Origin of the sequence: Rothia sp. HMSC065B04 (assembly GCF_001812285.1) — a bacterium.
Lineage (GTDB): Bacteria > Actinomycetota > Actinomycetes > Actinomycetales > Micrococcaceae > Rothia > Rothia mucilaginosa.
The window spans coordinates 620,611-644,016 of the sequence record NZ_KV808406.1 but is presented as its reverse complement, the minus strand read 5'-3'; the positions used below and the strand labels follow the sequence as shown (position 1 = coordinate 644,016).

Annotated in this window: 24 protein-coding genes; 10 read left to right on the top strand and 14 right to left on the bottom strand. The window is 56.8% G+C overall.

What is annotated here, in order from left to right; all coding sequences use genetic code 11:
* The coding region (locus HMPREF2845_RS02775; RefSeq protein ID WP_141752946.1) for an LPXTG cell wall anchor domain-containing protein at nt 1-776 on the top strand (776 nt) is incomplete at its 5' end.
* A 138-nt stretch (nt 777-914) separates the two neighbouring features.
* Here the strand turns inward: HMPREF2845_RS02775 and HMPREF2845_RS02770 are convergent.
* Nucleotides 915-2,408, bottom strand: a complete 1,494-nt coding sequence (locus HMPREF2845_RS02770; protein WP_049354198.1) for an amino acid permease — start codon at nt 2,406-2,408, stop codon at nt 915-917.
* A 308-nt stretch (nt 2,409-2,716) separates the two neighbouring features.
* A complete protein-coding gene (locus HMPREF2845_RS02765; RefSeq protein ID WP_012903133.1) occupies nt 2,717-3,229 on the bottom strand; it encodes an OsmC family protein in 513 nt (170 codons plus the stop codon).
* Between the two features lie 222 nt (nt 3,230-3,451).
* On the opposite strand from HMPREF2845_RS02765, the gene HMPREF2845_RS02760 reads away from it, so the two are divergent.
* The 3 genes from HMPREF2845_RS02760 (at nt 3,452) to HMPREF2845_RS02750 (ending at nt 5,975) form a co-directional block, all read left to right on the top strand.
* On the top strand, nt 3,452-4,258 hold the full coding sequence (locus HMPREF2845_RS02760; protein WP_044150252.1) for an AzlC family ABC transporter permease: 807 nt from the start codon (nt 3,452-3,454) through the stop codon (nt 4,256-4,258).
* Nucleotides 4,259-4,715: 457 nt separating this feature from the next.
* A complete protein-coding gene (locus HMPREF2845_RS02755) occupies nt 4,716-5,051 on the top strand; it encodes a branched-chain amino acid transporter permease (protein ID WP_049356425.1) in 336 nt (111 codons plus the stop codon).
* 9 nt (nt 5,052-5,060) lie between these two features.
* Nucleotides 5,061-5,975, top strand: coding sequence for an AzlC family ABC transporter permease (locus tag HMPREF2845_RS02750; protein ID WP_070633823.1), 915 nt, complete (start codon nt 5,061-5,063; stop codon nt 5,973-5,975).
* A gap of 249 nt (nt 5,976-6,224) precedes the next feature.
* On the opposite strand, the gene tpx is transcribed toward HMPREF2845_RS02750, so the two are convergent.
* The gene (gene tpx / locus HMPREF2845_RS02745; RefSeq protein ID WP_070633822.1) at nt 6,225-6,725 is read right to left on the bottom strand and encodes a thiol peroxidase; all 501 of its coding nucleotides are present in this window, start codon (nt 6,723-6,725) and stop codon (nt 6,225-6,227) included.
* A 275-nt stretch (nt 6,726-7,000) separates the two neighbouring features.
* Between tpx and HMPREF2845_RS02740 the strand changes: the two genes are divergently transcribed.
* From HMPREF2845_RS02740 to HMPREF2845_RS02730, 3 genes are all read left to right on the top strand, one after another.
* Nucleotides 7,001-7,780 (top strand): LppP/LprE family lipoprotein, encoded by a 780-nt coding sequence (locus HMPREF2845_RS02740; protein ID WP_070633821.1) that lies wholly within the window; start codon nt 7,001-7,003, stop codon nt 7,778-7,780.
* 453 nt (nt 7,781-8,233) lie between these two features.
* Nucleotides 8,234-8,626, top strand: a complete 393-nt coding sequence (locus HMPREF2845_RS02735; protein ID WP_005505158.1) for a DoxX family protein — start codon at nt 8,234-8,236, stop codon at nt 8,624-8,626.
* Nucleotides 8,627-8,825: 199 nt separating this feature from the next.
* Nucleotides 8,826-9,083, top strand: a complete 258-nt coding sequence (locus HMPREF2845_RS02730; protein WP_044150247.1) for a GlsB/YeaQ/YmgE family stress response membrane protein — start codon at nt 8,826-8,828, stop codon at nt 9,081-9,083.
* Between the two features lie 164 nt (nt 9,084-9,247).
* On the opposite strand, the gene HMPREF2845_RS02725 is transcribed toward HMPREF2845_RS02730, so the two are convergent.
* Nucleotides 9,248-9,616, bottom strand: coding sequence for a zinc ribbon domain-containing protein YjdM (locus HMPREF2845_RS02725; RefSeq protein WP_005508467.1), 369 nt, complete (start codon nt 9,614-9,616; stop codon nt 9,248-9,250).
* A 344-nt stretch (nt 9,617-9,960) separates the two neighbouring features.
* Between HMPREF2845_RS02725 and HMPREF2845_RS02720 the strand changes: the two genes are divergently transcribed.
* The gene (locus HMPREF2845_RS02720; protein ID WP_005505155.1) at nt 9,961-10,173 is read left to right on the top strand and encodes a TOBE domain-containing protein; all 213 of its coding nucleotides are present in this window, start codon (nt 9,961-9,963) and stop codon (nt 10,171-10,173) included.
* 229 nt (nt 10,174-10,402) lie between these two features.
* Entirely contained in the window at nt 10,403-10,528 is a 126-nt protein-coding gene (locus HMPREF2845_RS09455; RefSeq protein WP_256388312.1) for a hypothetical protein, read from the top strand.
* A 225-nt stretch (nt 10,529-10,753) separates the two neighbouring features.
* Here the strand turns inward: HMPREF2845_RS09455 and HMPREF2845_RS02715 are convergent, their stop codons facing one another.
* From HMPREF2845_RS02715 to HMPREF2845_RS02700, 4 genes are all read right to left on the bottom strand, one after another.
* Nucleotides 10,754-10,969 (bottom strand): helix-turn-helix domain-containing protein, encoded by a 216-nt coding sequence (locus tag HMPREF2845_RS02715; protein WP_070633820.1) that lies wholly within the window; start codon nt 10,967-10,969, stop codon nt 10,754-10,756.
* Nucleotides 10,966-12,033, bottom strand: coding sequence for a restriction endonuclease subunit S (locus tag HMPREF2845_RS02710; RefSeq protein ID WP_070633819.1), 1,068 nt, complete (start codon nt 12,031-12,033; stop codon nt 10,966-10,968). Before HMPREF2845_RS02710 ends, HMPREF2845_RS02715 begins: the two co-directional genes overlap by 4 nt.
* Nucleotides 12,030-14,024 carry an HsdM family class I SAM-dependent methyltransferase gene (locus HMPREF2845_RS02705; protein WP_070633818.1) on the bottom strand — a complete coding sequence of 665 codons (1,995 nt, stop codon included), beginning with the start codon at nt 14,022-14,024 and terminating at the stop codon, nt 12,030-12,032. Before HMPREF2845_RS02705 ends, HMPREF2845_RS02710 begins: the two co-directional genes overlap by 4 nt.
* Nucleotides 14,025-14,250: 226 nt before the next feature.
* Nucleotides 14,251-14,514: an antirestriction protein ArdA gene (locus HMPREF2845_RS02700; protein ID WP_083308721.1), complete on the bottom strand. Its 264-nt coding sequence runs from the start codon at nt 14,512-14,514 to the stop codon at nt 14,251-14,253.
* A gap of 67 nt (nt 14,515-14,581) precedes the next feature.
* On the opposite strand from HMPREF2845_RS02700, the gene HMPREF2845_RS09395 reads away from it, so the two are divergent.
* The gene (locus HMPREF2845_RS09395) at nt 14,582-14,803 is read left to right on the top strand and encodes a hypothetical protein (protein ID WP_070633816.1); all 222 of its coding nucleotides are present in this window, start codon (nt 14,582-14,584) and stop codon (nt 14,801-14,803) included.
* Nucleotides 14,804-15,141: 338 nt separating this feature from the next.
* On the opposite strand, the gene HMPREF2845_RS02690 is transcribed toward HMPREF2845_RS09395, so the two are convergent.
* From HMPREF2845_RS02690 to HMPREF2845_RS02665, 6 genes are all read right to left on the bottom strand, one after another.
* Entirely contained in the window at nt 15,142-17,529 is a 2,388-nt protein-coding gene (locus HMPREF2845_RS02690; RefSeq protein ID WP_070633815.1) for an AAA family ATPase, read from the bottom strand.
* Between the two features lie 148 nt (nt 17,530-17,677).
* Entirely contained in the window at nt 17,678-18,763 is a 1,086-nt protein-coding gene (gene ychF / locus HMPREF2845_RS02685) for a redox-regulated ATPase YchF (protein WP_005505132.1), read from the bottom strand.
* Between the two features lie 297 nt (nt 18,764-19,060).
* Nucleotides 19,061-19,693 (bottom strand): response regulator transcription factor, encoded by a 633-nt coding sequence (locus tag HMPREF2845_RS02680; protein ID WP_070633814.1) that lies wholly within the window; start codon nt 19,691-19,693, stop codon nt 19,061-19,063.
* A gap of 138 nt (nt 19,694-19,831) precedes the next feature.
* Nucleotides 19,832-21,094 carry a sensor histidine kinase gene (locus tag HMPREF2845_RS02675; protein WP_070633813.1) on the bottom strand — a complete coding sequence of 421 codons (1,263 nt, stop codon included), beginning with the start codon at nt 21,092-21,094 and terminating at the stop codon, nt 19,832-19,834.
* A 179-nt stretch (nt 21,095-21,273) separates the two neighbouring features.
* Entirely contained in the window at nt 21,274-22,035 is a 762-nt protein-coding gene (locus HMPREF2845_RS02670) for an ABC transporter permease (RefSeq protein ID WP_070633812.1), read from the bottom strand.
* 69 nt (nt 22,036-22,104) lie between these two features.
* Complete coding sequence (locus HMPREF2845_RS02665; RefSeq protein ID WP_070633811.1) at nt 22,105-23,058, bottom strand: ABC transporter ATP-binding protein; 954 nt, start codon at nt 23,056-23,058, stop codon at nt 22,105-22,107.
* Nucleotides 23,059-23,406: the final 348 nt, after the last annotated feature.

Below are 23,406 nucleotides of genomic sequence, written 5' to 3'. Positions count from 1 at the left end.
ACCCGACCGACGCACCGACCGTGGCACCCCTGCCTGAGGCAACCGTGGGTGTAAACCCGACCGACGCACCCACCGTAGCGCCCTTGCCGGAAGCAACCGTGGGTGTAAACCCGACCGACGCACCGACCGTGGCACCCCTGCCCGAGGCAACCGTTGGCGTGAACCCGACCGACGCACCGACCGTAGCGCCCTTGCCGGAAGCAACCATCGGTGTAAACCCGACCGACGCACCGACCGTGGCACCCCTGCCCGAGGCAACCGTTGGTGTAAACCCGACCGATGCTCCCACCGTGGCACCCCTGCCCGAGGCAACCGTGGGCGTGAACCCCACCGATGCACCCACCGTGGCTCCCCTGCCGGAAGCAACCATCGGAGTAAACCCGACGGATGCACCGACCGTTCCTGCACTGCCGGAAGCAACCATCGGTGTAAACCCGACCGACGCACCGACGGTTCCTGCACTGCCGGAAGCACCGGTTGCCGATAAGACCCCCAACGCTGACAAGCTGGAGGACGCAACCGTGGCGCATCCCAAGAGTAAGCCCGCTCAGAGCAATCCCGCTCAGGAGGCTCCGGTGACCGCCGCCCAATCGGCTCAGGACACGCTGGCAAAGGACAGCCTCGCTAAGGATCATCTGGCTCAGGAGAGTAGCCCCAAGAAGGCTACCCTGGCGAACACCGGTGCATCCAGTGTTGGTGTGATTGTTGGCATTGGTGTTGCTGCAATCTGTGCTGGTCTTGGCTTGAGTGTTCTGCGCTCGCGCCGCCGCTCCTAAGAGCTACAGGGCGCACAGTCTAGCCCACCCGTGCGGAATAAACTGCGGATAGCAAAGAGCCGCCGGCTCCCCTCAGTCAGGGGAACCGGCGGCTCTTCACGTATCAGCTCATTCAATCAGCTGGCGCAAGTGTTCGTGTTACTTCGAAGCCTTAACCTCGATGCCGCTCACGTCAATCTGCTCCAGCGGAATCAGGCGGTCACGAGTGACCACGCGGTGCACCAGCCAGACCGCGATAATCACGGGCAGGCCAATGTAGGAGCTGAGCACGCCAGCCCAGTCGCCGCTCAGGAACGCCTCGTAGTTCTGACCGCCAATAACGACCAGGCACATGAGGAAGGCGATAATCGGGCCTGCGGGGAAGAACGGTGCCACGTAGGGCAGGTCCTTCAGGCTGTTGCCCTGCTTCAGGTATGCGCGGCGGAAACGGTAGTGAGCCACGGCGATACCCACCCAGGTGATGAAGCCAGCCAGACCGGACACGTTCACCAGCCACAGGTACGCGCCATCCGGGGAGAGCAGTGCGGCGATGAAACCGACCGCACCGATAGCTGCGGTTGCCAGCAGTGCGTTCATGGGCACGCCGCCGGAGTTGATGTGGGTGAACATCTTCGGTGCCTTACCCTCCTGGGCGAGCGCGAAGAGCATACGAGCCGAAACGTACAGGCCCGAGTTACCTGCAGAGAGCACTGCGGAAAGGATCACGGCGTTCATGATGGCTGCCGCGAAGGCGATGCCCGCACGCTCGAAGATGAGGGTGAACGGGGAGATGTTGATGTTGCCGTCCGCTGCGGTGAGCAGGTTCGGGTCGGAGTAAGGAATCAGGAAGCCGATGACGACCATCGCACCGATGTAGAAGAGCATGATGCGCCAGAACACGCTGGTCAGCGCGCGGGGCACGTCGCGGCGGGGGTTCTCAGATTCGCCGGCAGCCACACCGATCATTTCGGTGCCCTGGAAGGAGAAGCCTGCCACCATGAAGATGGCGAGTACGGCGGGTGCGCCGCCGACGAAGGGTGCCTCACCGACGGTCCAGTTGGAGACGCCCGGGGAGCTACCACCCAGGATGCCGAAGATCATGGCGATACCTGCAATGAGGAAGACGACCACCGTAACGACCTTGATGGTGGCGAGCCAGAATTCGCTTTCACCGTAGGAGCGTGCCGAGAGGGCGTTGATGCCAGTCAGCAGCACGAGGAATCCTGCCGCCCACACCCAGGATGGGATATCGGGGAACCAGTACCTCATCACCTCGCCGACGGCGACGAGTTCGGCGGCGACGGTAATCGCCCAGTTGAACCAGTAGTTCCAGCCCATGGCGAAGCCGAAGGACGGGGACACGTAGCGTGCCGCGTAGGTCTGGAATGCGCCGGGGACGGGCAGGTGCGCAGCCATCTCGCCGAGGGACTGCATGAGGAAGAGCACCATGATGCCGATGAGGGCGTAGGCGAGGATTGCGCCGCCGGGGCCTGCGGTGGAGATGGTCTTACCGGATGCGACGAAGAGGCCGGTGCCGATTGCGCCGCCGATTGCGATCATCTGCATGTGGCGGGCGGAGAGGCCTCGCTTCAGTTCACCCTCTGCGGGGGTGGCTTCCGATGCAGCGCCGGAAGTCTCTGTAGGCTGTGCCATGTCAGGTCTTCTTTCTGAGGCTATTGCTTCGTGCGTTTGCTAGCGGTCTAGTCTGGTGTCCAGTCTAGTCCTGCTGCGGGTGGTGTCGCCGAAGGTTTGTGCCTGGGTCAAGAAATTCTTCAATCTTAAGGATTTCTTACGTACCGTAAGTTTTCCTAATCTGAGGGTCAATCCTACTCGCTTTTCAGGCTCTTTTCCACCCAAAACCACAAAAACACAGAAAAACCCTCCCGCACCGCTCATGGATAAGCGGTACGGGAGGGTTCCCTATCAGGCTAATTCACCCGATCTATTCAGCTCACCCGGCTTTAGTCAGCCAGGTTGTGGAAAGAAACGTTCGTGGGGTGCTCCACGGTACGGGAAACGGTGCAGTCCTTCTGCTCGCTGAGCTGGATCAGACGGTCCACCATCTTCTGAGCCTTGGCGCCCTGCTCATCGGCGGGGAATCGCACATCGAAGTCCACCTCAACGTCGTCGAGGCGCACCGCGCCGTCTTCGGTCTGCTTCAGCGCCGAGGCGAGAACCTCGAACACCTCCGGGGTGGAGCGGCGGGAGGTACCCGCGTCCACATCCACGGAGGAGCAACCGGCAATAGCGGCGAGTAGCAGCTCGACGGGGGTCAGCAGGCCCTCACCCACACCGAAGTCGAGGGTTGCGCCGTTGGCACCGTAGGCACGGTAGCGCAGGCGGTCGATGCGCTCGATTTTGGTCTGACGGTAGTTTTCGAGTTCGCGGCGTTCCTGCTGGCGCGAGTACACCTTCTTCTGCTCTTCTGCGGTCTGCACGGTGTTGTTCTGCTCAGCGTTGTTCTGTTCAGCCATTGAGGTTCCTTTCGGGTTGTCTGCACGGTCACTAGGTTATTCAGCGCCGCGTTGTTTAGCGTCATTCACTATAAGCGTGTTTCTCATATTTTATTCCCGGACTCTTTTTCTCGACGGCCATCTAAGCGCTCCTATACACTGGAAAACCGCGGCGGAGCTTCGAAGTCCCTCACGCACACAGTAGATTTTTTGAAGAGCACAACATACACAAGGAACTCTTTGATGGCACAGACCCCCGGCGCTGAGCGTCCCGACACTGGGCGTACGAGCACGCAGAGTGATTTCCGCTTGGCTGTTGCCGATTCTTCCGTGGTGATGCTCGGTATCGCTGTGCTGGGTTTGGGTTTGGGTATTATCCTCAACGCGCACGGCCTGCCGATCTGGACTGCGCCGCTGCTATCTGCCCTAGTTTTTGCCGGTTCGGTGGAGTTTTTGATGGTGGGTATGGTCAGCGGTGGCGCGCCCCTAGCGTCGATTGCGTTGACGGTGTTCCTGGTGAATGCGCGCCATCTGGTGTACGGTCTTTCATACCCGTTGCACAATGTGAAGGGTTTCTGGGCTAAGGCTCTGACGATTCACACTCTTTGCGATGAGGCGTTTGCTCTTAACTCCGGCCCTGACCGCAATGAGCGTTCGGGGGTGCGCATTCTGTGGGTGAACGCGCTGATTTACGTGTCGTGGGTTCTGAGCGTAGTCCTCGGGTATGTGCTGGGCGCAAGCTTCCTCAGCAGCCTGAAGGGCGTGGACTTCGTGATGGTAGCCATCTTCACGGTTCTTGCGATGGACGGCTACCGCGCCAACCCGGATCGTGTGGCAGTACTATTTATGGCAATTTCTGCCACGGTAGCCCTAATTTTTGCGCCGTCCTCTTTCCTGGTGATGGCGTTGGGTTCGTATGTGGTGCTACTGTTGGTGCGCTTCCCGGTAGCGAAGCGCCGCAGCACCCTGCCGCATCGTGCTGTGCATGAGGTAGCGGCTGAGGCTGAAACCGCCGCTGCCGCTGATGCTCCCGCTTCCACACAACGGTAAGAACGTTACATATGTGCTCAAAACCCGCTAGGATAGATGAAGAGCACCGCTCTCCCCTCTTTCTATTTCTAGGATTACTAAGATGCCTCCCGCGCGAACCTGCGCGGAGGCTCCCAGAGGTGAAGGTACCCCATGACTCAGATGAAAGACACCGCTAAGGAAACTAGCGACGCAGAACGCTGTGCCGCCCCGGAGTAACACCGCACCGGGAGCGGCACCACCCGAGGTCATGCAGAGATGTAGTCTCTGCCCGGAAGGAATACCCCTCCGCCTCACTATTCGCGGCTTTCATCAACTCACGTACCTACCGCACTACTTAGCGCCTTCTCTATGAGTGGGCTCTCCCTACCCTTTTCTTTCGCGGATGTTTTCACGGCTTCACCCGCACGCCTCCGTTCAGGGTTCTTTCACTCTTTCAGGGTCTTTCGCTGAGTATGTGCAGAAAGAGAAAATCTTCATGAACAGTGAAGTAACCACCGGATATATTCTTGCTGCGGTGTTCGTTGCTGCTGGCATTACTTTTCTGTTGCGCCTGCTCCCCTTCGGTCTGAAAAAGGCTCTGGCTGGCTCCGAACTTTTGGATGCGCTCAGCCACTGGATTCCCCTCGGCGCGGTCGCGCTGCTTGCCATCTATGCGGTGGCGAAGATTAATTACTCCACGTTCGCTACGGCGGCACCCTATCTGGCGGGCCTGGTGGTGACCGTGGGCGTGCACCTGTGGCGTAAGAACATGGTGCTGAGCATGGTGGCGGGTACCGTCACCTGTGTTGTGCTGGCTAACTGGGTTTTCTAGGGGGTCATGATGAGCATCTCTAAGAATTCTGCTTCTTCTCAGCCCGCGCCTCAGCAGGCAACCCAGCAGCAGGTTGAGCAGGTTATTGCCTCCGCTCTTCCGCTGACCGGCATGCTTCCCGTGGTGGAGGCGCCTACCTCCCCCGATGCACAAGGCCCTCAGCAACCGCGAGAGAGCGGCTTCGCAGAGGCGATGCGTGTCGCCGGTGTGATTATGCTGGGTCTGTTCTTTGTCGGTATTGGTCTGGGCGTGCTGGTGCACAGTTACGGTCTGCCGTTCTGGGTGGCTCCCCTGTTGCCGGTTCTGGTTTTTGCCGGTTCGGTGGAGTTTGTGCTGATTGATATGGTGTCGAATCACGCCTCGCTGTTCTCTATCGCTGTGATGACTCTGCTCATTAATTCACGCCACCTCATGTACGGCCTGTCCTACCCGATTGAGCGGGTGCGTGGCGGCTTGGCGAAGTTCTACACTGTGTACACGCTCATTGATGAGGCGTACGCGCTGAACACCGGACCGGACCGCCATAAGCTTCGTGCCTCCCGCATCCTGTGGATTCACGCGGGCCTGCATCTGAGCGTTCTGTCGAGCGCAATGCTCGGCTATGTGCTGGGTGCAAGCTTCTTGAGTGAGCTCAAGGGCGTGGATTTTGTGATGACGGCGCTCTTTGCGGTGCTCGCCATCGATGCATATCAGAGTTCAAAAGACCATACCACCGCGGCTATCGCAGGCGTGTCTGCGGCGGTTGGTTTGTTGGTGGCGCCGCAGTCAATGCTGCTGATTTCGATGGTGGTGTACATTCTGCTGCTGGTATCGCGTTTTGTGGTGGCTAAGCGCCGAGGCACCCTGCCGGAGCATATGCTTGTCGCGGACGAGGAGCCCGCCGAAGCCGACGCTCCCGGCCATCCCGGCGCCTCCACGCACTAAGTCTGAATCGCGCGCTAGGTCTGGATATAGTAAAGCGCCCCGCCCACCCGAAATACCGGGTGGGCGGGGCGTTATGCTGTCGCCAGCCGCATGTGTGGGTGAACCCTAGATCATGCGCTGTAGACGTTCAGTATCTGCTGTGCTGTGTACCGCCAGGTGTCCCTGACGGAAGTACTATGCGGGTGCCGGGCTTGCGTCCGGTCCCGTACTAAGCTTACTTGATAGCTACTAGTTGATAGCTATTAGGGCTTACTTGATAGCTGCCAGGGCTGCTTCGTAGTTGGGCTCGTTGGTGGTTTCGGGAACCAGCTCGGTGTAGACAACCTCACCGTCGGGGTTCACGACGACCACGGAGCGTGCCAGCAGACCCGCCAGGGGGCCGTCAATCAGCTTCACGCCGAAGTCCTCACCGAAGGAGGAGCGGAAAGCGGAGGAGGTGACGACGTTTTCAATGCCCTCGGCTGCGCAGAAGCGGCCGATTGCGAAGGGCAGGTCGTTGGAGACGCACAGCACGACGGTGTTCTCCAGGCCTGCAGCCTGCTTGTTGAAGGTGCGGACGCTGGTTGCGCAAACACTGGTGTCGACGGAGGGGAAGATGTTCAGCACCAGGTTCTTACCTGCGAAATCTGCGGAGGAAATCTCGGAGAGATCAGCCGCGAGAACCGAGAATTCGGGCAGCTTTGCGCCGACTGCGGGCAGGTCGCCGTTGGTGTGGATTACGAGTTCGTTCTGTAGAGTTACTTCAGCCATGCCTTCATTGTCCCCCGGATGCGGCGGGTGTGCAAGGGGACACAGGCACTAGCGGGCAGAGTTTCCGCATAGCTGATTTTCTGCTATGCCGATTCGCCTCCCCTGGCTCTGCTGTAGCCGCTGTCTAGCGATAATCCCGGCCTGTGACTCTACGGTAACGAACGGCACTGACCGTGCGCACCGCGTGCCCGCCTCTTTTTCCCTATACTGGACGAGTTCACTATTCGCTTCTTGACCAGTACCAATGCGCGCTGCCGCGCATTTCAGGAGTATTCATGTCTTCTACTCGCCGCCGCTTTACCGGCCGTACCTCTTTGGCTCTACCTGCGCTGGGCGCCGCTCTAGCTCTCGTTGTCACTTCCTGCTCGGCAAGCACCGATTCTGCTGTTTCGGGTACCGTAGTGTCTTCTTCTGGTAGCGCTTCTGCTTCCGCGAGCGCGACCTCCACTCAGGCACTGTTCCCCACCCCGTCGGCGAGCCCGAGCACATCCGCGAGTGCCACCCCGAGTGCTTCGTCGCCTGCTCCGGCTCCGTCGGTGGTGACGATTACGGTTCATGCTGAGCCGACGGCATCCGAGTCGAAGACCTCTGAGTCAAAGTCGGATTCCAAGTCTGAGTCGAAGAAGGATTCCACCTGCGCGTCTGATTCTGCATCGACCGTGGTGTCTAAGGCTCTGCGCGAGTTGAAGAATAAGAGCAAGTGGGATCAGTGGACGAACGTTTCGCGCACGTACGAGGGTTACGATCCCTGTGCTGAGCTGTCGTGGATTGACGCGATTCCGGGTTCTTCCCCGTCTGATTGCTGCATCTCCTCGATGGCGCACCACATTCTGCTGTTCCACCGCGGCAAGTTCATTGGTACCGCAACCTATGAGCCGTACTCGTTCTCTCCGGTGATTACCCGCACCTCTGACAGCTCGATTAGCGTGACCTACCGCTACGTGAAGGGCGATGAGAGCTCCGCCAGCGCGAGCGGTCGCACGACTGCTGAGTTCAGCTGGAGCTCTTCACAGAACAAGGTTGTGATGACCGGTGAGGTTCCGCCGAGCGAATAGCCGGTTCACCTTATAGGCTACGTGTTTGATGCCCAGGAGGTTGGGCATACGAGAAACCCGCCGTCTCGCATATGGTGCATATGTGGGACGGCGGGTTTTCGTTGCTTAAGGATATGTAGAGTGCCCGAGGGCTAGCTATTTAGGCAACGAACTTCTTGTAACCGAAGTATGCGGCGCCTGCCAGGATAGCGATGCACAGAATCTTCTTCACGGTATAACTCCTTTGATTGTTCCGGTAGGCACCCGGTGTTTTACTCCGTCTGGCGACTCACCTAAAGGTGAGGGCAGGCGGGGCGTCATCCGCACGTGGTGCCGTTGCTCCCTATCTTACCTGCTTTTGAACAATATTTTCTGTTTGACGTGCCTAGTCCGCATTTTAGACAGTCAAACACGCAGCGGTTCAGCGCATCGTTGAGGCAGAGAATAAGCCTCTGACGGGCGCATAATGGGAGCATGAGTATTTTTAAGAAGAAAGAGTACAGCGCTGAGCGCTCGGCTACTCGTATGGCTCGCGCCCTCGCTGTGATGGGTGCGCTGCACTTCATCATCCCGGATCCCTTCGACTCGATTGTGCCGAAGTACCTGCCGGGTCCTGCCCACGCGTACACTCACGGTTCGGGTGTAGCTGAGCTGGGCACCGCTGCCCTGCTGGCTAATGATAAGACCCGCCGTGCCGGTGGCCTGCTTGCGGCTCTGCTGTTTGTTGCTGTGTTCCCCGCGAACATTCAGATGGCTCTGGACGCACGTAACCAGTCCACTCAGCGTAAGGCTATTGCGTACGGTCGCCTGCCCCTGCAGCTGCCGATGATTTGTAGCGCTCTGAAGATTTGGCGTAAGTCGAAGTAGTCAATACATTCACCATTCGATACATTCGACACTCATCTCATTGACGAGAAAAGCACCTTAGCGTTTTAGAGATAAAACACTAAGGTGCTTTTAGCTTAATAAAAGCTCATATAAGCTCTTCTTATATCATATTTACGTATAATTGAAAACAACATACTATCTGCCACAGTGGCAGATATATAAACCCAAGGAGATTACAATGGGTACTTTTATTGGCACCATTATTACCGGCGCAATTATTGGTGCACTTGCACGCTTCTTTATGCGAGGCCGCCAGAACATTTCGATTCTTTGGACCATTATCTGCGGTGCTGTCGGCGCAGCTATCGGTACCTGGGCAGCGACCCAGCTGGGTGTTGCAGACACTAGCGGCATTGACTGGATCCGCTGGATTATCTCAATTATTGCTGCAATGCTGACCATTTCCCTGTACATGGGCTTGACCGGTAAAAAGTAAAGAGATATTTGCTAATTTCTTTTAAAACCTAAGCAATTTTTATAAAGCATAAGGCGGCACCTCCCCTAACGTGAGCTAGTGCGGGAGGTGCCGCCTTTTCTGCGCCTCACAGGAGGCGTTTTATGCTTCTTGGCTTATGTTGCCTTGGGCTATGCCTTCTTGGCTTATGCCTTCTTCACCACGGAGGACTTCAGGTACATCTGGCCTGCGCCGGGGACCTTCGCCTCAATGTCGTGGCCGTTGACGGGGGATTCGAGCAGGCGGATGCCGCGCACCTTGGTGCCAGCCTTGATGTCTGCGCCACCCTTGACCTTCAGGCCCTTGACGATGGTGACGGAGTCGCCGTCGACGAGCTCGTTACCGACGGAGTCGAGAACCTTGGAGCCGGCTTCTTCTTCGGTTTCGCCTGCTGCGGTGCGTTCCCATTCGTGGCCGCACATGGGGCATGCCCAGAGTTCGCCCATTTCGTAGGTGTAGTTTTCGCTGCATTCGGGGCAGGCGGGTGCTTCGATTTCGTTGAGGTTTTCGCTCATGGTTCCTTCTTCGATCTGTGCGGATGCGCCGCTCCCCTGTTACCGCGGCGTTGGGCGGTGGTGCTGCGGCGTGTGGGCGCGCGTCAGCGAGGGCGGAGGTGCGACGGTGGTGGGTTGCAAGGATTCTCGCGTTCGTGCCGACTATACCATTGGCGGGTGCGAATCGCATGTGCGGGGCTGGTTTTTGCCGGTCTTTTGGGGCGGGTGCGGGGCGTGGATGAGGCCGAAAATAAAATTTGTATGGTTCGTGCGTAATATTTTGGTTGGAAGGTGCTTCTGGGTGGCTGCGGCGTGTAGAGTGCTTAGAGTATTTGTACGTTTTGAGTAGTGAAAGGCACGGCTTCATGAAGCTTTCTGCACGTAACCAGTTTGCTGGCAAGGTTGTTGAGATTACCGAGGGTGCGACTAACGGCATCGTTAAGATTGAGATCGCTCCGGAGGTTGTTATCTCCGCGTCGATTACCAACGAGTCCATCAAGGAGCTGGGCCTGAAGGTTGGCGAGACCGCGTACGCAGTCATTAAGGCGTCCAACGTGATGGTTGGTGCTGACCACTAATCCCGGTCGATAAGGCTTATACCCGGGCGGCCGCCTGTTGTGGCGCGCAAGGGTCAATAGAGCGGAGCCCCGCACTGTGTGTACAGTGCGGGGCCCCGCTTTTATGTTTTTATCGCTTAGACGTTGAAGCGGAACTCCACCACGTTTTGCACGAGACGAACGTCATAGCCTCACAGAGAGGAGCGACGGCGAGGACGGGTTCCGCTCCTGTGAGGACATCCGTGAAGTCATGGAATACGGCGATGCTCACGCCGCGAGGTTGTCGCGCAAGATCACGAAGGACAAGCGCGGCGAGATGGAGGGCGGCACGGTCACGACGACGACGACGTTTCTCGTGCACTTGCCGCGCACGTGAACTTCACCGAGTCCGACAAGTTCGCAGACTTCGCGAAGGCGGTGACGGCTGGCAGAGAGCAGCGGAACGTGAAGCTAAGAGCACGAATGATCGCAAGGTGACGAGCACACAACCAACACAGCGTGATGATGCTCAGAAGGCGTAGGAGAGAACGAGAACCCCCGAGACGATCTGAAAGGTCACCTCGGGGGTTCTCCGTGCGTTCTAGGGGCTCCTGAAGGTGTGTCAGGGTTGGTCTGAGATGTGCAGACGCTTTCCGAGCGCCTTGGCGACCTTTTCCAGCGTCCCGGTGGAGATGTTGACGCCAGTCTCGACACGAGCGATAGTCGGACGTGAGACCTGGGAACGGTTGGCCAGCTCGGTCTGGCTCCAGCCGAGGGCACGGCGAGCGACGCGGATGTCCTGACCGATACCGTGCGCTGGGTTCGGTTCGCGGCTCATGACGCGCTCCCAATGACAGGGGCAATGGCCCGCTCAGCACGCACGCGCAGAGCGTGTCCATAGGCGCTCATGCCCTCCCAGTCCACCACGTCCTCACCCTCAGCATTGGTGACGACGGGAACCATGATGCGAGTTCTTCCAAGTCTGCGCATATTTGCGATATTCCCGTACGAAAACTTTCCAAAGGTCTGTAACCGCACACAGCCAGCAAGGAACATCAATGCGGGTTCTGAAGCATCAGCGTATCTTGGTTCCAACGCAGTCACATTATTGGAACCCCAAAAGGGAACAGGTTGGTATGTGCAATATCCGACTCCTCCAGCCCCAGTATTAACCATGGCTAACCATTTCCCGGGAAACAGTGGTCGCTCATCAACAAACCCCATCTGGCTGTTGTGGCGTGAAGCCGCAACAACATATGGAGTCTTGCCATTATCATTTCGGGTCGCCTGCTTGCCACGGTGTTGAATGAACAATTCATCTATCAACATTGGCTCGAACCTCAGCTCCGGGAGGGTGTCGTCGTCAGCGAGGCGAGTTTCGCGAGCGCTGTGTGTCTGTGTGACAACCTGGTCCAGCAACTCTGCGCCGAGACGGTCCATGCCGTCCCAGTCAGCCTCGATAGTGCCATCAGCGGCGGTGAGAGCAGGAACCATAATGCGGGTCTTCTTCAGGCGTCCAAGAGTGGCGCCGTTACCGCCCCAAGAGAACTTTCCCATCTGCTCCTGTATCAGCGAGGAGAGAACGAGCGCATTGCTCACGTTGAGTCGCTCGTGACGAAGAACCTGGATGTTTTGGCTCGTGTAGAACGGAACCGGTTGGTAACCAATCGTCTGAGTGTCGAGCCCAATCGTCATGGCGTTCCCGGCCTCAGGTGCCTTGTCTTGGCGCGGGCAGAAGCTATCGACTCCGTTGCTTGCCTTGGTTCGAGAGACGTACGGAAATACGGGCACTCCGGAGAGGCAGAGCTTGTTCTTGTCGTACCACGCCTTCGAAGCAGTCATCGACTCGAAGACATCGGTGATGAGCATCGGCTGAAAGTCGAGGGTTTCGAGGACGCTCATTCCTTGCCCTCCTCGTCGCTGGTGACACTCATAGACGGCGTGATGAGGTCACCGAGCCCGTGGGCATGCATATCAACCTGCCAGGTCACATAGTCAGCAACCGTACTCATGAAGTCCTCGTAGGTCGGTGGCACGTCGTTGAAGTAGAAGTAACTGTGCTGCCATTCATCCTCGGCGGTGACTTCGGATCGGACGATGAAGCTCGTGTCATCCTGGGCGTCACCGCGCAGAACCTCCAGGAGGTGCTTGCGGCGCGAGGCGACCGTGCCGTCGTCCACGAGGCCACGGTGCGGGGCGACTACCCAGCCGTCCTTCTCGAAGTTCACGAAGCGAACCTTCTGGTCCTCGCGGTGCTTGCGCCCAGCTGTGAAGATTGCGATGACCGTGTGAGGGGTGTGCCCAGAGTTGGTGAAGGTCATCGGGTTCATCGTGATGACGGTTTCGAGCGTGTGATGCTCCAGGATGTACCGCTTGCGAGCCTTATCCTCCTTAGTCTTGCCAACCATCGCGGACTGAGGAACAATCACGGCGAGCTTGCCGCCAGGGTTGAGGAACTCCAGCGCACGTTCGATGAAGGCAAGCTCGGAGAGGTTGCGGGTGTTCTTGTCCTTGGCCTGCGAGTAGGGCGGGTTGAGGAGCACCTTGGTGAAGCCGTGTCCGAGGGCGATTGTGCCGTCGGACAGCTTCATATCCCCGCGCATTTCTGCCATTGGAGCCTCGAAGATCGAGTCACGACGGAAGTTCGCCTTGCCATCGCCTCGCAGGATCATGTTCGTGGTGCCGATTGCGAAGAGTTTGTCCTGGAGCTCGATGCCGTAGAGGCGGTTCTTGCGGATGTCCTCGCACATGGCCGCATTGTCGCCCGCGTCGTCGAACATTCGCTGCATGGCAGCGATAAGGAAGGACGCGGTGCCTGCAGTAGGGTCGAGAACGTAGTCGGTGGCGTTCACGTCGATCAGCTCAGCCATGAGCGTCGTGATGTGCTCGGGCGTGAGCACGATGCCGAGGCCCGATCCGTCGCCTCCACCGTACGAGATGAACTCGTGGTAGAAGTTGCCGAGCACGTCGAAGGTAGTCATCGAGGGGTCGGTGACGACGTGGTACACGTCGTTTGCCAGGATACGGGTCATCCACTTGAGAGGTGACTCGCCAAGGTCTCGGTGGGAGCGGTTGAGCTGCGGTGCCTGCTTGATGAAGGAGAACTGATCAAGGAGCGTGCCGATCTTCGCCTGAGGCATGAGCGCTTCGGACTTCATGTACTGCTCAGCGGCGTCGTAGATGATGCGCCCATCCCACACCTGGTAGTTGTTACCGGGCGAAATGCTCTGGAGGCGGTCGAGGTCGAAATAGGGGTTCTTGAGCGCCAGGAGAATCGCCGAGACAAGCGGTGCTTTTCGGTCGTTTTCGACCGATCCATAGTTGCGCATTCCTTCATGCAGGCGCTCTGCTGCTGCACGAACATCGTCGAGTTGAACCTCTGCGCGCGGGCGCTGCCCGAGGACCTGAACGGCGTAGTACTCGCCGATCTCCTTCTCGGAGAACACCTCGAGGTTGTCGAGGTCGTCAAGGTGCTTGATAAAGCCAGGGGCCAGGTAGGACACGGCAATCTCATGGTGGACTTCGCCACCGCCGACGCCCACGGCGAAGACACCCTTGTCGAACGGGATGCCGTTGGCGAGCATCGTCTTCGCGTAGTGGATCGCACCATTGAGCGCGTAGTCAGCACGGTAGGGATGCTCGGTGATCGGGTCACCATCGACGAGGTAGCGCGTGCGCTGCACGTCCTTCTTGTCCTCAACCACGACGACGAAACCACCTGAGACGAAGACGAACTCGGGTTTGCCCTCAGCATTGGCCGAGGCAGACTTCGACCCACCCTTGAGGGCGTCTCGCTTCCACTGGGGGCCACCGTCCTGTTCCCAGGGGCGATTAAAACCAATTTCGCGTAGCATGTCACGGACGATCTGGTCCGTCGCCCTCTCATTCGCCATGTTCTTCCTCTCTTTGGCGGGCCGTTTCTACCTCAGACTGTATCAGATATGTTGCATTGAGAATAGTCAGACACGGCAACAAAAGGACGGGTTTTGTCTGAAAAACGACCCCCTAGAGGTCGGTGTGACCTCCAGGGGGGGGGCAGATGTGCGTTCAGTGGGCACGGAAGATAAAGACGCCGCCGTCAGGGACGTTGGCGATGGCATAGTCGAATCATTCATCGCCCTACCAGGCGTCGATGTCGAAGTAGCTGTGTAGGTGCTCGGGAACCTCGTCCCAGATGCACATCTCCTCGGCAAGGTGGGCAGAGTAGTCGTTCTCCGAGTCCCAGAAGCCGCAGTAGCGATCCTCGAAGCCAGACGCACACGGCAGGCCGTCCACATCAGCCACGTAGCAGCCAGTCTCCACCCATACCAGCAGGGCACCCCACTGCACCTCCCCCACATCCTCGTAGAGGTCACTCCACGAGGCAGCAGCAGACGGCGACATCTAGCCGGTGCCGCTCGGGAAGCCCGTGAGGTCGAAGTACCATAGTTCTTCGTGAGAGGTGGGGGCGATGGATGTCCTCAGGGGTGAGGTCGGCGTCTCCGTTGGCTGTCACGAGAAGCAGACCTCAGGACTCCGTGCAATCAATCCAATCCTCCAGCTCCCGAGGCTGGCGTATGAGGCGGTCAAGGTCATAACAGACAATCGCATCGAGGAGCTGGGCCTGAAGGTTGACGAGACCGCTTACGCAGTCATCAAGGCGTCCAGCGTTATGGTTGGCGCTGACAACTAATCCCGGTCAATAAGACTTACACCCGGACGGCTGCTTTTTGTAGCGTGCGAGGGTTAATAGGGCGGAGCCCCGCACTGTACACACAGTGCGGGGCTCCGCTTTTATGTCACATAGGTTTTCAGACAAATCCTACTCTCAGATAACCTGCTGTTTGTAACAGACATATTATTGAGGCTCTGCAGGATCTCCTAACGCCAGGTTAAGTGACTGCTCAGCGCGTGCACGCAAAGCACGACCGTAATCATTCATTCCGTCCCAATCATTTTTCCTTCTTCTGCCGCTTCAATGATGACGGGAACCATAATTCGAGTCTGCTTAAGACGTGCCATCGAGACTTTTTAAGAACCCACAATTTTCTGACATAGATCATCCATCTTTTCCCTATTACCGTCAATAGTTTCAGAATTTCCACCGAGTCGCAAAGCGATGTGATGCGGAGACACAAGATGAATAAAGCATAGAATTTCTTTAATAAACTCCCTGAAATCCCCTACTTTTAGAGTAGGTTGAAGACTAATATTATCGCCCAACATTTGATGACCAGAATGTGAATCTGTATTAATATATACCTGAGAAATAAATTTATCCATAAAATCGCACTCCTTTCGCATCCGGTTCTCCCTATAATATTCTTGAATTTTCGCTATAGAACTTCTATTAGCAACTCCAGACTGTCCTAATTCAAAACGCAAAAACGCTTCCCAAACACGACGAATTTCATTTGCCGCCGGCACATCATCCACTATGGTCTCATCCGTAGCAAACTTAAACATTCGAGCTAGCATTTCTCTATATTCGTCAACATATTCAAAGTTTGTCGATATTAGCTCATCCTGAAGATGCCAACACTGTAAAACTACACTATTAGATATATATGAAATTAATTTTGACAACTCATGAGCAACAAAAATATCATGAGTAGTAATTAATAATTTGGAACTAGACCCACTAGGGAAAATCTTACGAATTATGTATCCCAGAAGTTTAATCACCCCAAATTTATTATCATAATCAAAACTAGAAATTGGGTCATCAAGGATAATAATTTTGTTACTATTCAAAGAATTTTCATATTCCTCCCCGTCTGCGATTTTAACAAAGAAGTAGCACAGAGAAAGAATATTTTGCTCTCCAGTAGAGAGCCTACTCGGGGGGACATCTTTACCCTTATTTACAACACGATACCCATGCCTTCCCCCAGCTTCTAGAACGATTACGTCAGGACCGAATACTATCGATAGGAGATCATTAATTTTATCCGCAGCTTCACTTTCACTCCTTAATTTAGCCTCTTCAATCCCCAACCTTTCAGAAATACCACTTATTGCCTCTTCAATATTTTCTTTGCCACGGTTCACTTCCAATATTTTAGTTTCCACTTCTTTTAGGCGTTGAACATCTTTATATGTTTCAATAATTGTAATTTCATGATTTATATCTTCACACCTTCGACGTATATCTTTGGCCTGCCCACCCTGAGAATTATACTTCTCAACCATTTTAAAAATTTCATTATATTTTTGATTTATTCGACTCACCACGACGCTAGGGTCAATATCGTCAAGGTTTACTCCCCTATCAGGATTATCAATTTTTTCTTGAATTGCTGAATTTATTCCTTCACACATTTCATAAAGTGCAGAAAAATCATCTTCGATAGATTTGATCATTTCATCAGGCAAACAGATATCAGGCAGTTTCTGCATCTCTGGACGCCAAGAAAATTTCAACCTTTGTAGCTCTTGAATTTCTCGATTATTATTAATATCAACAATATATTTATTAATTGATTCAATGATTTCATTCTTGTCATTTTCACCAATATCCTGAAAACAATGCGGACAAAATGAAGATTCTTTTGAAAATGTTACTCTGATGCGGCGCTCAAGCTCCTCCATCCCTGCAGAAGATTGCTGAACTCTCTGATAGTATTTATCCGTATCATTTGTCCCACGAAGCACCTGAACAGCATCTATGCTTTCTTTAATTTTATTTAAGCTAAAAGGAACAGAAAGCATATTAGGCCGCCAATTAATTTGCTGAAAATTAGATACTTTATTTAGCTCTTCTACGCTTTCATTGAATTCTTTTAGCAACTCATCCCTAGATGGCATTTCCCCTAAATCTCGCATCTCTCCCTTGATACGCTCAACGTAGCCAGCAGGACGATTTTTATACTGATTCTTTACAACGTTGTAGTACTGCGTACGCCCCTTCCAGGAACTTGGGTTCCACCCATTTTCATCTTTATAAGATATAGTATTCTCAATATCCTTAATTAAATTGTCTCTTTTGTCTTCAAGACGACTTATCCCTATTTCAACACCATCTTTAACGCTGGTTTTTTTGCGTAGTTCTTGTCTGAGCTTATCTATCTCTTCCTGGACTTGAACTGCTTCACCTAAAAGAACTATAGATCCTAGATAGTCATCCTCAAGTTTGCGGAAATTATTGATTATAAATTTTTCATCAAAGAGGTAAATATTTTCAAGTTCACCCTCAATCAAATTATCATCATCATCCAAGAGATCTACATGATTAGTCTTACTTTTAAAAGCTTGGGCAATCGTCGATTTACCTGAACCATTATTTCCGAGAATAATTGAACATTGAGCCAACCCTGCCCATTCATTTTCATTGTTTATATTTTGAAAAACGGGATACTTTTTATACCCTACATAATCTTTATTAATTTTTATGCTACAGATTCTTTCAATATCAACCATTTGTTCCTCCTAGAACTAGTAGATTACCTACATTGAATAGATATAATAAAATCCCCTTAAGCATCAGTTCATTATAGATACGACTGTCTCAAGGGGATCTTATAACTTCACTGTTACTCAGATATTAATTTATTTAATTATTCTAAGCTTAGACGTTGAAGCGGAACTCGACTACGTCGCCGTCCTGCATGATGTAGTCCTTGCCCTCCATACGGACCTTACCGCGAGCCTTCGCCTCCGCCATGGAGCCAGCCTCGTCCAGGTCCTTGAAAGACACAACCTCAGCCTTAATGAAGCCGCGCTCAAAATCAGAGTGAATCACGCCAGCAGCCTGCGGCGCAGTATCACCCTTATAAATAGTCCAGGCGCGAGCCTCCTTCGGGCCAGCAGTCAGGTAAGTCTGCAGGCCCAGGGTCGAGAAGCCCACACGAGCCAGCTGGTCCAGGCCGGACTCATCCTGACCGTTCATCTCCAGCATCTCGCGAGCCTCCTCCTCAGACAGCTCCACCAGATCAGCCTCCAGCTTCGCATCCAAGAACACAGCCTCAGCCGGCGCCACCATGTCACGCAGCTCCTGCTGCTTCTCCTCAGACGCCAGAATGCCCTCATCCGCGTTGAACACGTAAATGAACGGCTTAGCAGTCAGCAGGTTCAGCTCCTTCAGGTGAGCCAGCTCCAGCTTCGCGTCCTTCGCACGAGAAATGATGGTGTCACCATCCTCCAGGATCTTCTGCGCAGCCTTATAAGTCTCCAGCTGAGCGGCGTCACCCTTCTTAATCTTCACAGCCTTCTCCAGACGCGGAATAGCGTTCTCCAGAGTCTGCAGGTCAGCCAGAATCAGCTCAGTATTGATGGTCTCCATATCGGAGGCAGGGTCAACCTTGCCGTCCACGTGAATGACGTCCGGGTCATCAAACGCACGCACCACCTGGGCGATAGCGTGCGCCTCACGAATGTTCGCGAGGAACTTGTTACCCAGGCCCTCACCCTCAGAAGCGCCCTTCACAATGCCCGCAATATCAACGAACGAAACAGTCGCAGGCAGAATACGCTCCGAACCAAAAATCTCAGCCAGACGGTTCAGACGCGCATCCGGCAGGTTCACCACGCCCACGTTCGGGTCAATGGTCGCGAACGGGTAGTTAGCCGCCAGCACAGTGTTGCCGGTCAGAGCGTTGAACAGGGTGGACTTGCCCACGTTAGGCAGGCCAACAATGCCGATAGTTAGAGCCACAAGTTTTCCTTCGATTCATGTACCCCGCCAAACACTCAGGATGTGCCGCGTACGTGATGCGGCGGGTGCGGGCGGGCACAGGGCGAAAATGGTGCCCGCTTCCAGGCACGACACCGCCAGTCTCAAGAAGAAACGGGTGCGGGGCGCCTGCGGGCATAGACACTACCATTCTACCGTGTTCGCGCAGGAGCCGCCCCGAGTGCAGGGATAGGCACCGGTTAGGAGAAAGTGAAGGCGAAAAAACTGAGGCGAGGAAGCGCCATCGCTCCCCCGCCCGAATTATTGAGAAGCAGCGAGTTAGAGCCAGCCGTTCTCCGTGGCGATACGCACCGCGTCCTGACGAGTCGACGCACCCGTCTTCGCCATCGCCGCCGACAAATAATTGCGCACCGTACCCGCCGACAAAAACAACGCCGACGCAATCTGCTGAGCCGTACCACCCGCCGCCGCCTCACGCAGCACCTGCGCCTCACGCTCCGTCAACGGAGAAGCACCCGTCACCAAAGAATCCGCCGCCAACGACGGATCCACCACACGCAACCCCGCATGCACACGACGAATCGCCTCCGCCAACTGGCGAGCACCCGTATCCTTCACCACGAAACCACTCGCACCAGCCTCCAGGGCGCGGCGCACATAGCCCGGGCGGCCAAACGTCGTCACAATCAGCGTGCGCACCGGCTCACCCGACTCACTCACCGCACCCGCATCACGCAACGCCGCAGCCGCCTCAATGCCATCAGCCAGCAAAGTACCGGGCATCTGCACATCCAGCAGCACCACGTCCGGTTTCAACAGCGCGACAGCACCCAACACCTCATCACCACTACCGACCTGACCCACAATCTGCAGGTCAACCTCCAGACCCAGCAGGGCGGCAAGAGCCTCACGGATGAGCTGCTGATCGTCAGCGAGCAGAACACGAATCATGGGAGCCTCCCAGGGGTGAAGACGGGGTGATAACGGCGGGCGGAACAACCGCGTGAGGTTGTCTACCACCACCATACAGGGGCGGGTGGCTCTCCCGTCCAGGGCACGGCGCCAAGTTCCACAATCTACAGCACCTACCTACAGCAGTGAGGTGTCGCCGTCCATGCTCACACGGATGCGCGTACCCACCCCACCGCCAGGGTTCTCCGCCAGCCACTGCTCGGGCGCCGCCTCAATCACCACGCTACCGCCGGACGCCGCCACGCGCTGAGCCATGCCCGTCAGGCCGTTACCGCGCGCATCGCCCGCACCCACGCCGTTATCGAGGATATCCAGGCCGGTTGCGCTCAGACGCACCCGCGCCGCGTTCGCGCCCGAGTGGCGCACCATGTTCGTGACCGCCTCACGCAGCACCCAAGAGAACAGCTTCGCGTTCACGCCAGCCACCGCGAGCGCGCTCTGAGCATCCGGCAGTTCGGCGCGAATACCGGCAGTCTGCAGGGCACGACCCGCACCCTCAATCTCACCCGAGAAGTCGGGCACACGCAGGCGCGTCACGGTTGAGCGAACCTCCGCCAGGGATGCGCGGGACAGCTGCGCGATTGCCTCCATCTCGGCACCGGCGCGGGCGGGGTCAATCTCCAGCAGGCGCTGCGCCAGCTCCGCTTTGAGGGTGATGACGGTCAGGGAGTGACCGAGCACGTCGTGCACGTCGCGGGCAATCTCTTCACGTTCCTCCGAGAGCGCCAGGGAGGCACGCGCTACATCCGCACGTTCGCCGAGCTCAATCAGGTAGGAGAAACCCAGAAGACCCAGCAGCGGCGCGCCGATAAAGAGAGCAATTCCGCCGTGCGCGGTGACGTCAAAACCGATGCCCGCCATAAAGATTAGCCAGGATGCCAGGGCAATCGTCGCCGCTACACCGAAGCGCAGGGGGTACGGGGCGATTGTGCCAAAAACCCAGAACGCCACAAAGTACATGCTGAACGACAAGAACACCGTATACGCCGATTCCAGTCGCAGCGCCGTCAGGCCAGCCACAGGCAGTGCCATCAGCACCGTCCAGATGACGCTTCGACGCACCGTGGAGGTGACCGGCACCAGCCACGGCACCGCGTACGCCGAGCAGTTCACCACCGCAAACAGCACCACCAGTGCCACACCGGTCCAGCGCACCGGCGCCAGCTCCGGGGTGGTGAGGAAGCTGTCCAGCGGCATGAGCAGAAACACCAGCCACGGGGCGCTAAAGCCCAGCGCCAGCCAGTTCACGTTGCCGCTGCGTTCCCGGTGGAGGAAGCGGAAGCGGTGCTTGCCCAGGGTGCGCTTCGCGGCGGAGGGTGCCGCCTCGTTCTCCGTGTGGGGGTGTTCGTTCTCGTAGGAATGGGTGTGGGTTTCGGTCATGGTTCTAGCCTAACGTGCGGGTGCCGCGGGTGCAGATACCACCGGTGCGGCATTGTTAGTAGCAGCGGTGTCAGTAGGGGCTGTGTTAGTAGGAGCAGCGTGAGTGGATACGGCTTCCGCCGCAGCCTCGGAAGCCCCTGATACTACGGAACCCTTGAGACTGCGGCGGAAAGAAGCATTTAGCGGCGGGTTGCGCGGCGCATCAGCAGGGCAGAAACACCCAGGAAGATAGCAGCCCACACGATGAGGCTCACCACGGCGTACCCGAGCGGCTCGGTGACGAACCAGTCCTCACCACCGCCCAGAATAATGGTCTGACCTGCGGTGAAGGGGTAGCGGGCGATCTCGGCGGCACCGTACAGCGGGGTGAAGCGGGCGTACTTCAGCAGGTCGGTGCTCAGCGGGGAGAACACGGTACCGAAGAAGCTCATAATCACCAGCAGACCGTTCGCAATGGACACGGCGTTCTCGTTACGAATCAGCAGACCCATCATGATGCCGTAGAAGGCGAACACCAGACCGCACAGCACCGTCAGCACGCCGGCGGCAAGCTGCTGGTTCACAGGAATCTCAACACCGGTGAACATGCCCACAATGTTCACCGCAATCACCGGCACCGCAGAGATTACCAGGGCGGTCAGCGCCTTCGCGCCCAGGTACTTACCGGTGGTCAGCGGGGTGAGCGCCAGCTGGCGGTTCCAGCCGCTGGAGAGCTCGGCGACGGTGCTGCCGCTAATCGCCACGGTGTTCTGAACGGCACCGTAGAGCGCCATGCCAATCATGACGTAGGCCGCTACGTTGCCGTCGCCCATCGGCTGGGAGGAGTAGTCCTGCATCGCGCCGAAGAGCAGGAAGAAGACGATGGGCAGTGCCACGCCGAAGAAGAAACGGTCGGTCGAGAGGATAGAAGCGCGGATATCGTAGAGTGCGTAGCGGAGCATGATGTTTTCCTTGAGGTGTGTAACGGCGGCGTAGCGTTTAGATGGTGTGGTGTTTAGGCGGTCTGATGTTTAGGCGTCGGATGCCTTAGAGGCGGCGGCCTGCTCGGTCAGCAGGGTGAAGGACTCGTCCAGGGAGGGCTTGGTGACCTCCAGGTCGCTGATGCTGTAGGTGTTCAGCAGAGTGCGCAGTACCTGCTCAATCTCCACCACGGAGATGCGGTGGCGGTACCCGCCGGACTCTTCGGTCACCTCGACCGGCACATCCAGGTCGGTGATGGGTGCGGGTGCGAGGAAGGAAAGGTGGCGGTGGCCGGTCAGGGCGCGAATCTCGTCGGAGGAGCCGTCAGCGATGATGGAACCGGATTCCATGAGCACGATGCGCTGGGCGAAGTTCTGTGCTTCTTCCAGGTAGTGCGTCGCAAAAAGAATGGTCGTTCCTCGTTCGGCGATGGCTTCCATGCGCTCCCAGAAGGTGCGGCGCGCATTCACGTCCATGCCTGCGGTCGGCTCGTCCAGGATCAGCAGTTCCGGCGAGTGCATGGTCGCCAGGGCGTAACGCAGACGCTGCTGCTGGCCGCCCGAGCACTTGCCGACCTTACGCTTAGCAATCTCGGCCAGGTCGGCGCCGGCGAGTACCTCATCCACGTCAATAGGCTTGGGGTACAGCGCCGCAATCATCTCAACCGTGGCGCGAATCGTCAGGTCCTTGAGCAGGCCACCGGTCTGCTGAACCGCACCGAGTAGACCGGCGCGTGCCGCCTCGGAGGCGTTGCGACCGAAGACGCTCAACTCGCCGCCGCTGGGCTGGGTCAGACCAAGAATCATGTCGATGAGGGTGGTCTTGCCGGCGCCGTTGGGGCCGAGCAGTGCGATGATTTCGCCGCGCTTGACGGTCAGGTCAATCGAGTTGACGGCGACCACGGTGCCTGCCGCGCGGGTGGAGAAAACCTGGCGGAGGGAGCGGGCGGAAATAACGGTTTCTGCGGTGTTTTGCTTGCTATTCTGAAGTGCTGCGGTGTTCATGTTTCTATTACACCGCCGGTTTTCGCACCGCTGCGGTACAGAGTGTCATGACCTGCACATGACAAATGTCATGAGTTGAGGACATGCGAGCGTCGCGACCGGTTACGCGAAGCGGGGGCTCCGTCCTCAAGGCGCCTGTGTCAATCGTTGTTGGGGCGCCGCAGAGGGGGCACTCCCCCGCGAGCGGAAACCGGCGCGTACCGCCATCCCAAGCCGTGCATCCCAATGCATCCTCAGGCACGAAAAACCCCGCGTAGCGAGACCACGAAGCAGCGGAGGCGGTCACGCGGAGCGGGGGCTCCGTCCTCAAGGCGCCCAGCGCCGCAGAGGGGGCGCTCCCCCGCGAGC

Bases quoted from the DNA above. Each gene is read 5' to 3' on its own strand.
- HMPREF2845_RS02760 (WP_044150252.1), top strand. From the start codon at position 3,452: ATGGCACAGACCCCCGGCGCTGAGCGTCCCGACACTGGGCGTACGAGC.
- HMPREF2845_RS02675 (WP_070633813.1), bottom strand. From the start codon at position 21,094: ATGACCGAAACCCACACCCATTCCTACGAGAACGAACACCCCCACACG.
- HMPREF2845_RS02770 (WP_049354198.1), bottom strand. From the start codon at position 2,408: ATGGCACAGCCTACAGAGACTTCCGGCGCTGCATCGGAAGCCACCCCC.
- HMPREF2845_RS02710 (WP_070633819.1), bottom strand. From the start codon at position 12,033: ATGAGCGTCCTCGAAACCCTCGACTTTCAGCCGATGCTCATCACCGAT.
- HMPREF2845_RS02665 (WP_070633811.1), bottom strand. From the start codon at position 23,058: ATGAACACCGCAGCACTTCAGAATAGCAAGCAAAACACCGCAGAAACC.
- HMPREF2845_RS02720 (WP_005505155.1), top strand. From the start codon at position 9,961: ATGAAGCTTTCTGCACGTAACCAGTTTGCTGGCAAGGTTGTTGAGATT.
- HMPREF2845_RS09395 (WP_070633816.1), top strand. From the start codon at position 14,582: ATGGATGTCCTCAGGGGTGAGGTCGGCGTCTCCGTTGGCTGTCACGAG.
- HMPREF2845_RS02765 (WP_012903133.1), bottom strand. From the start codon at position 3,229: ATGGCTGAACAGAACAACGCTGAGCAGAACAACACCGTGCAGACCGCA.
- HMPREF2845_RS02755 (WP_049356425.1), top strand. From the start codon at position 4,716: ATGAACAGTGAAGTAACCACCGGATATATTCTTGCTGCGGTGTTCGTT.
- HMPREF2845_RS02730 (WP_044150247.1), top strand. From the start codon at position 8,826: ATGGGTACTTTTATTGGCACCATTATTACCGGCGCAATTATTGGTGCA.
- HMPREF2845_RS02715 (WP_070633820.1), bottom strand. From the start codon at position 10,969: ATGAGCCGCGAACCGAACCCAGCGCACGGTATCGGTCAGGACATCCGC.
- HMPREF2845_RS09455 (WP_256388312.1), top strand. From the start codon at position 10,403: ATGGAATACGGCGATGCTCACGCCGCGAGGTTGTCGCGCAAGATCACG.
- tpx (WP_070633822.1), bottom strand. From the start codon at position 6,725: ATGGCTGAAGTAACTCTACAGAACGAACTCGTAATCCACACCAACGGC.
- HMPREF2845_RS02690 (WP_070633815.1), bottom strand. From the start codon at position 17,529: ATGGTTGATATTGAAAGAATCTGTAGCATAAAAATTAATAAAGATTAT.
- HMPREF2845_RS02750 (WP_070633823.1), top strand. From the start codon at position 5,061: ATGAGCATCTCTAAGAATTCTGCTTCTTCTCAGCCCGCGCCTCAGCAG.
- HMPREF2845_RS02700 (WP_083308721.1), bottom strand. From the start codon at position 14,514: ATGTCGCCGTCTGCTGCTGCCTCGTGGAGTGACCTCTACGAGGATGTG.
- HMPREF2845_RS02735 (WP_005505158.1), top strand. From the start codon at position 8,234: ATGAGTATTTTTAAGAAGAAAGAGTACAGCGCTGAGCGCTCGGCTACT.
- HMPREF2845_RS02670 (WP_070633812.1), bottom strand. From the start codon at position 22,035: ATGCTCCGCTACGCACTCTACGATATCCGCGCTTCTATCCTCTCGACC.
- HMPREF2845_RS02725 (WP_005508467.1), bottom strand. From the start codon at position 9,616: ATGAGCGAAAACCTCAACGAAATCGAAGCACCCGCCTGCCCCGAATGC.
- HMPREF2845_RS02705 (WP_070633818.1), bottom strand. From the start codon at position 14,024: ATGGCGAATGAGAGGGCGACGGACCAGATCGTCCGTGACATGCTACGC.
- HMPREF2845_RS02680 (WP_070633814.1), bottom strand. From the start codon at position 19,693: ATGATTCGTGTTCTGCTCGCTGACGATCAGCAGCTCATCCGTGAGGCT.
- HMPREF2845_RS02740 (WP_070633821.1), top strand. From the start codon at position 7,001: ATGTCTTCTACTCGCCGCCGCTTTACCGGCCGTACCTCTTTGGCTCTA.